Consider the following 4,922-nt stretch of genomic DNA (forward strand, 5'->3'; position numbering starts at 1 on the left):
TTCAGTGTGAAAAACACCGCTTATCACACTCGTGCCTCTGTCGCAGCGAACGCAACACCGCGTCCCCGCACACTCGTCCGGTCGCTCGGTCGCTCGGTCGCTCGGTCGCTCGGTGCTACAGACCGAACCCCCTTCAGCTAAAATCAACACCCGTTTTCCCCCATTTCCAAGCATGTACGACACCCTGTCGTCCAGAAACTCGTTGTACGCCTCAGGTTCTCGGTTCTTCATGTCTTTTCACATGTTCGATGTCGCGGAGACTTTTGACATTTCGGGGCGTGGTCTCGTGATTGCGACAAACAAGACGTTCGCAACACTCGGTGATGTCGTCGTCCGGATTGGTGACCCTATTACGATTCGCCGTGACTCCGCCGATGATCTGGCCACGTCGGTTGTTGGTATCGAACATTGTGACCCGTGGTCGCCCGAACGCATTTTCGCATTTCTCGTCCCGCAGGGCATCTCAAAGTCCGATGTCCCAATTGGCTCTCAAATTTGGTCGGTCGATACCTGACGCAACGGCGTACAACATGGGTTTTACGCTAGGCCTGCGGCACACCTTCCTTGGCTGGTCACGCTGGCTGGCCTTGGTACAATTTCATGTAGTTCAGGCATCGCTCGCTTCGTTCAGGGCGGTGTCGTAAAAACCGTCCGTTAGCGGACACAAGTCATCGAAGATTCCAACGGTTCCATACCCGCCCCAAGCAACGACGACGACCTTTGGCTGCGTCTACGTACTGAGATCGCGGAGGGTGATACGGTGACCGGCGTGGTGATATGCCGCAAGCCGTTTGGCTTGTTTCTCGACATTGGCTTCGGCTCCAACGCTGCAGCGCTCCTGCTTGTACCCGAATTTACCGACGCCCACGTTCACTCGTACGACTTTGACGAATACCCGTTGGTTGGCGATTCTGTGACCGCCCGAATTCGTTACATCGCGTGGGACGACCACAAAATTGCGTTAACCCAAAATCAGACCTATGACGTCGACTCCCAATCTTGGACTCGTCCAGAGCGCGGTGTCCGCTAACGATTTAGGATTTGGGCTCAGCGAGGTACGAGCCTGAACCCAAATTCTTGTTCATGGCGAGTCGCTTTGCGGTGGGGACACTCCGGTGAATGTTCCCTCGTGGTCTGTCAAAGCTAAAAGTGGCGGTTGATCGTCCACTGCTCTGAAAACAAGTCGTGATAGACCACTGGTGGTTTTGTCCGCGGCGGCTTGCTTTTACGAAGAGCTTCATTTGAACTTCAGTTCGACCCGGGCTGGTTGGGCCGTTTCGGACGCCATGTTCCGTGGGAGTTGGAACACGTCACCGGCGGCGCTAGAGAAGTACAGGTGGGAGTGCGACGGTTTTCGTCCGTGGCCATCGGCCCAGATGGCGAAGAAGTCAGGGTGTGCGTGAAGGGCACGGCGGACGTAGGTATGGTTCATCTCGCTGCCTTGGGTCAGTTGCCGCATCTTGGTCCAAGTGGCTCCTTGGTCGTTGCTCTTCCACATCGCGACTTCGCCCCCTGGGTTGTACGGTTGGGGACCGGATTCGGTCGGGCCAATCACACGCCAGTCGTTATCGGCCAACATCCAAAGTTCTCCCATGTCGTAGTTGTTGTCCGAGGTGGTGATCGGCGAACGTTTCCATTCGCTCCCCGTCCAACGTGCCAGCATCCACGTGCGGGGGTCGTTCTTTGGGCCGGACTCGTAACCCTTGCTGGTGATGTAAAGCAACACGGGATGATCGTTTGTGTCATAGCGCAGGTCTTTCAAGTAGACGTTCAGACCTTCGGCTTCGTAGTCATGGATCAAAGCCTCGTTGTGGACCTCTTTCAGCGGCAATGAGAGCTTGTTTCCTTCTGCCGTTGTCCAGGTTCGGCCGTTGTCCGGCGTTTCGATGTAGTACAGGTTGGTCCGCCAGTTGAGGCCTTTGCCTTGCGGATGATAGTTGAACATCGATCCTGCTTTGGTCGCGCCGATGCCACTGACCTGGTAGTGACCTTGCCCAATTGCCGCCAGACGCTGCCACTCGCTCCATTCGCGTCCGTCTGGGCTGGTCATGAAGCAGATGGTGCGAGCGGCAGGGTATTTGTAGCGGGTGAAGAAGCCTTGGAAGCCTTCGTCCGAGTGCCACATCTGCATGTAGGAAAAGTTGGTGATCGGCGTGCGACCGTCTCCATCGGCTCGGGTCGCTTCCACCAGTTCAAACTCGGCGATGTCGAAGGGGCGTTTGCTGCGATGGATGTAGGAGGGACGCGATTGTCCATGTGACGTTGAGAAGATCCAAAGGTGGCCTTCGTCGTCGATGGAAATCACAGGGTTGTCATGGGCGTCGTCCGTTTGTTTGTCCAGCAGGATCGTGGGGCGGGGAACGGTGTTCGTTTCATGGTCGTAGTACGAAACCATGTGAAGCAACTTGCGGCTGTCGTCTGCCGTTGCACCTCCGAAGCAGAAAAACGTTTGATTGACCTCCTTGCAGTGGATCGCAAACGGTTTGTGCTTGGCGCAGTAAGTTCCCAATCCGCCGCTGTACTTGTATACGTACTCGTCGCCGGACGGTTGGTTCATGTACCAAATGCCTCGATAGCCATCGGCCTTTTGATTCAGCGTCACCGGTTCATCCGCTCTGGCAACATTGCAAACGAGCGAAGCCATTGCGATCAGCAACGAGGGCAGTCCGAGTTGGGGATTCATGGTGCTTTCTTAGGTGGGGATGTTGGTGGGGAGGCGGTTGGCTATTCACGCGCGGCCGCTGCCGCGGCGCGGATGAACTCGCCTCGCGTGGTGGTGCCGTTTGCCTTCGGGAGAACGTCGGGTGGCACGCCGATCGACTCAGCCAAAGCTCGCCAGCGTTGTTCCAGTTCGGCGTCCAGCGTTTTGTCCAGTTCGACTGCGTGCCACGGCGCGGCCTCGCTGTACTGCCCGTGCAGTCTCTTTCCACGTGGTTTTCGTGGTGTCTCTTCCGGATAGAGTTTTAGCAAGCCTCCAGCGGCGCCCCACCACTGGACGGCGACGAAGTCAGGTGAGTCCGGCAAGACATCACTGACATAGGTGGTGGCGGAACCATCCGCGTGCAGTTGACGCTGCAGCGTCGCGACGTCGACCTGTTGCGCGGGCTGGCCATGCTGCACGGCAAGAGCCGCTGCGTGCCCAGAGGCTTGTCCCAGCGACATCCACACCGGTTCCAAACGCAAGGCACAGAAGCCAACGTGCGATGACGACACGGCACCCGGCACCAACAAATTGTCGACCTCCTTGGGTAGCAAGACTCCATAGGGGATCTGATACGGCGGCACCGGGTTGTAGAACTCACCGCTGTGTTTGCCGCCGAATCGAGGGCCTTCATGGTGGGTGCCGTGGCAGTTGTTTCCGTAGTCCGCCATTGCGATCGAGTCGGCGTGAAACTTCGCCCGAGTGCCTTCCGCCGCGTACTCGCTGTCCGCCTGAGTGTAAACGTGGACGCCCTGCATGCGGCGGGCTTCGCGTACATACAGTTGCGGCGGCAAATGATCGGTGTCCAGGAATTCGTCCCGGCACCATCCCCATCGTTTGGCTTCTTCGCGAAACGTTTCGGGAACCTCCGGATCGTTTTGCAGAAAGTACAGCAGGCCGACTTGGTCACTCAGGTGTTCGGCATAGATCGCTCGACGTTCTTCTGAAGTGCCGTCTGGCCAACCGAGGTTTTTGCCGGGCAATGACAATCGCACCAAGCCTCGCGAAACGTCGTTGATGTCGTACTTGCCGCCCGGCAGCACGGGCAGATGAGCCTTGAAAATACACTTGCTCGGATAGTCGAAGACACGTTGGATTTTGTCCGACTCAATTGCATCCAGCACGCCCAGGAAATCTTCGCGTCGATAACCAGGCGGAGCAACGGGCGTCACCCGGTTGGTTTCATCTTGGGTCATGATGAAACGGAAGTTGTACGCTTGCAGTTGATCGTCCGCGGTTTCCGGTGCCAGCGATTCGCCATGAACATCACGTCCCTCCCGGCCGGCTCGCCATGGGACTCCTGCCATGGCCATCAAATCCCCTTCATAGCTGCCGTCGATGAACACTTCGGCACGAACCGTTTGCGTTTTGCCTTGCGGATCGACCAAGGTTGCTGATTCGATGTGATTGTGTGGTTCCGCTTCAGTCAGGCTCAACGCCGTGAGTGTGTGTTGGTGGATCAGTTCGATGCTGGGTTGTCTATCCAACAAGGCATGGAAGATCGCGAGGTTGACTTTGGGTTCGCCGAACGTGCCGTGATACGAAGCCTTCACCTGCGGCGAGTCGACGCCATAGGTTTCTGCATAGTGATTTTCAACGCGATTCGCAAAATCAAGGAACGCTCCGCTGAGGCTTTCCAGGGAATGAAAGTCGGTATGAGACAATCCGCTGGTCACCAAGCCACCGACGCGTTGGGTGGGTTCGACCAACAGGACCGACTGGCCGGATTTGCTGGCTGCCACCGCCGCAGCAATGCCAGCCGGTGTGGCTCCGTACACCATGACATCGACTTTGCGATCGACAGCGACCGCTGGAGGTGCCTTGAAGCCGGTGAACAAGATCATGGCCCCGACCAGCCACGTCAAACGAATCATGTTGAAACTCCACAAAAAGGCCCGGTGAGAAAACCGAGCATCATAACCTGTTAGGGGAGCCGGCACTGGCCTGCAACGAATTCCCCAAGGGTTGTTCGTGGGCACTCGGCAGAGCGAAACCTCCTGGGTCGCATGAGAGCCAACTCGACACGGCGGGCCACGTGCCACGGCAGATCAGCCGCGGATGATTCACTGCAGCTCGATTTCATGCGAATGGAGGCTGCTGAATACTGGACCGCGTCTTCGTTTCGCACAGCCCAGACAAGCCAGGCTTCTGCAGGTATTTGTCCGGGCTGCGCGAGGAGTTTTCCGGCTTGGCTTTCACGGCACGACACGGAGAACCGCTC

The 4,922-nt window shown here is 57.3% G+C and carries 4 protein-coding genes; 2 read left to right on the plus strand and 2 right to left on the minus strand.

What is annotated here, in order from left to right; translation table 11 throughout:
• The first annotated feature begins 229 nt into the window (after positions 1-229).
• On the plus strand, positions 230-514 hold the full coding sequence (locus tag ACF8AM_RS11575; RefSeq protein WP_392555783.1) for a hypothetical protein: 285 nt from the start codon (positions 230-232) through the stop codon (positions 512-514).
• Positions 515-742: 228 nt separating this feature from the next.
• Entirely contained in the window at positions 743-1,030 is a 288-nt protein-coding gene (locus ACF8AM_RS11580; RefSeq protein ID WP_392555785.1) for a S1 RNA-binding domain-containing protein, read from the plus strand.
• 207 nt (positions 1,031-1,237) lie between these two features.
• On the opposite strand, the gene ACF8AM_RS11585 is transcribed toward ACF8AM_RS11580, so the two are convergent.
• Entirely contained in the window at positions 1,238-2,683 is a 1,446-nt protein-coding gene (locus tag ACF8AM_RS11585) for a BNR-4 repeat-containing protein (protein WP_392555784.1), read from the minus strand.
• Positions 2,684-2,724: 41 nt separating this feature from the next.
• A complete protein-coding gene (locus ACF8AM_RS11590; protein WP_392555786.1) occupies positions 2,725-4,482 on the minus strand; it encodes an FAD-dependent oxidoreductase in 1,758 nt (585 codons plus the stop codon).
• Positions 4,483-4,922: the final 440 nt, after the last annotated feature.

This window comes from Rhodopirellula sp. JB055 (assembly GCF_043100905.1).
Taxonomy (GTDB): domain Bacteria; phylum Planctomycetota; class Planctomycetia; order Pirellulales; family Pirellulaceae; genus Rhodopirellula.